This is a genomic window from Eubacterium uniforme, assembly GCF_900167115.1.
GTDB lineage: Bacteria > Bacillota > Clostridia > Lachnospirales > Lachnospiraceae > Eubacterium_S > Eubacterium_S uniforme.
Genome location: NZ_FUXZ01000034.1, coordinates 1 through 1,861 on the forward strand (window position 1 = coordinate 1; position 1,861 = coordinate 1,861).

Genomic DNA, 1,861 nt, shown 5'->3' on the forward strand with positions numbered 1-1,861 from the left:
CATGGTTAGTAAGAATATTATTGAATCGAAAAATTATTATGCTGTAATAACCGAAGATGATGAAGTGATAATCTATTCAAGACATTCACCCAGGCATTGTGGCAAGGTTCCGTAAGTTGATTGGAGAAGATGAAATAAAGTTTTGTTTGAACTATTTTGAAAGAAAATACAGAAAAAAACATAAAGAAAGAATATAAGAATAAGTAAAGGAGATAGAAACATGGATGAAAAAAAACTAGAATATGATGTATTTATTGAATATATCAGAGAACATATCTTAGAATACTTCCCAGAAGGATATGCAAATGCAGAAGTAACAATTAAAGATGTATTAAAAAATAACGACAACAGACGTAAAGGATTATTTATTAATGTAGATAAAAATATTTCTCCAATTATATATTTGGATGATTTATATGAAAGTTACAAAAATAATGAAAGTTTGGAAATGGGAAATATATGTAGAATAATTTATGATACGTATAAAAGCCAGGAACCAGATTTTATAGTACCAGATGTTAAGAATTTTGATGCAGTAAAGGATAAGATTGTTTTTAAGTTAATTAATACTGAGAATAATAAGGAATTCTTAAAAGATGTTCCTAGTATACAACATCTTGATATGTCAGCTGTTTTTCAAATTCAGCTTTCTCCAGAAGCATCAATAAAAGTAACAGATAATATTTTTAATATGTGGAATATAAGTAAAGATGAACTTGGTAAAATTGCTCTTGAAAATACAAAAAGAATAAAGCAACCAAAATTGGTGGATATGAACTCTATGCTTAATGAAATATTAGGGTTTGTAGCATTTGAAAAATCAAGTAATCCTGAAGTAAACTTGGATAGTATAGCAGAAGCTGATTTAAAAGAGTTTTTTGATGATAATATAATGAATAATATGACAATACCTTTATTTGTGCTAATATCTGAGGATAAAGTTAATGGCGCAACATGTATGCTTTTTGAGGATGATATGAAAAAAATAGCAAATGCACTTGATAAGAATTTTTATATTATTCCATCTTCGATTCATGAGCTTATTATTATTCCAGATTCGGAGTTGCTAGATCCGATGGAAATCAAACCGATGATAAGCGAAGTTAATTCAACATGTGTTGAATTAACAGATAAGTTATCAGATAATCTATATAAGTTTGATAAAGAAGAAATGAAATTAAAAATTGTAAAAACAGAAGAAGCTCCAAAACTTGATCAGAAACTGGAAGAAGATATTAGAAGAAATGTCAGCAATCCTAATCAGGGTAAGAGCAGGTAGAAAGGAAGTGAACTAAATGAGTATTACATATCAGGTTGAAATTAATGAAAAAAACGATAACAATAACAAACAAAAGGAAAGACTTGAAAAGTATGCAGAAGCATTAAAAGAGTTATCAAAGAATGATAAGGATAAAAATAAATAATCTAAAAAGAAAACAATATCATTTTATAAGGAGCTGGTTTTCAGCTCCTTTTTGGTTAGGAGAAAGTATTATGAATACAATACCAAAGAAAGCATATATAAGCCTAGATTTAATCCAAATCTGGGTAAAAGCAGATAAAAATAGTAAAGGAAGATATGAAATATAATGAGCAGTATTTATCAGGTTGAAATAAAACAAACATTATCAAGAATTGTTACGATAGAAGCTGAAAGTATAAAGGATGCAATAGACATTGTAGATGAGCAGTACGAAAGAGATGAAATTGTTCTTAGTAGAAAAACTATTGGTGTTAAAGAAGAGGTGAAGATAATTGGAAGAATTAGTGAAAAAAATTAAAACAATTCTTAAAAGTATAAATGAGGATGAAGATTTTATTATAAATATTCCTTTAATGGAAGGTGTAAATAAAAATGGCA

3 protein-coding genes are annotated in these 1,861 nt (G+C 27.6%); all 3 read left to right on the plus strand.

Annotated features, from left to right (window positions below; genetic code table 11):
- Nucleotides 1-220 precede the first annotated feature (220 nt).
- The 3 genes from B5D16_RS12240 (at nt 221) to B5D16_RS12250 (ending at nt 1,781) form a co-directional block, all read left to right on the plus strand.
- Entirely contained in the window at nt 221-1,279 is a 1,059-nt protein-coding gene (locus tag B5D16_RS12240) for a DUF5688 family protein (protein ID WP_078767251.1), read from the plus strand.
- 16 nt (nt 1,280-1,295) lie between these two features.
- On the plus strand, nt 1,296-1,424 hold the full coding sequence (locus B5D16_RS12750; RefSeq protein ID WP_278286390.1) for a hypothetical protein: 129 nt from the start codon (nt 1,296-1,298) through the stop codon (nt 1,422-1,424).
- 165 nt (nt 1,425-1,589) lie between these two features.
- Entirely contained in the window at nt 1,590-1,781 is a 192-nt protein-coding gene (locus tag B5D16_RS12250) for a DpnD/PcfM family protein (protein WP_078767253.1), read from the plus strand.
- Nucleotides 1,782-1,861 lie beyond the last annotated feature (80 nt).

What these genes read in the sequence shown, in the direction of transcription:
- B5D16_RS12250 (WP_078767253.1), top strand. Translation starts at nt 1,590, where the DNA reads ATGAGCAGTATTTATCAGGTTGAAATAAAACAAACATTATCAAGAATT.
- B5D16_RS12750 (WP_278286390.1), top strand. Translation starts at nt 1,296, where the DNA reads ATGAGTATTACATATCAGGTTGAAATTAATGAAAAAAACGATAACAAT.
- B5D16_RS12240 (WP_078767251.1), top strand. Translation starts at nt 221, where the DNA reads ATGGATGAAAAAAAACTAGAATATGATGTATTTATTGAATATATCAGA.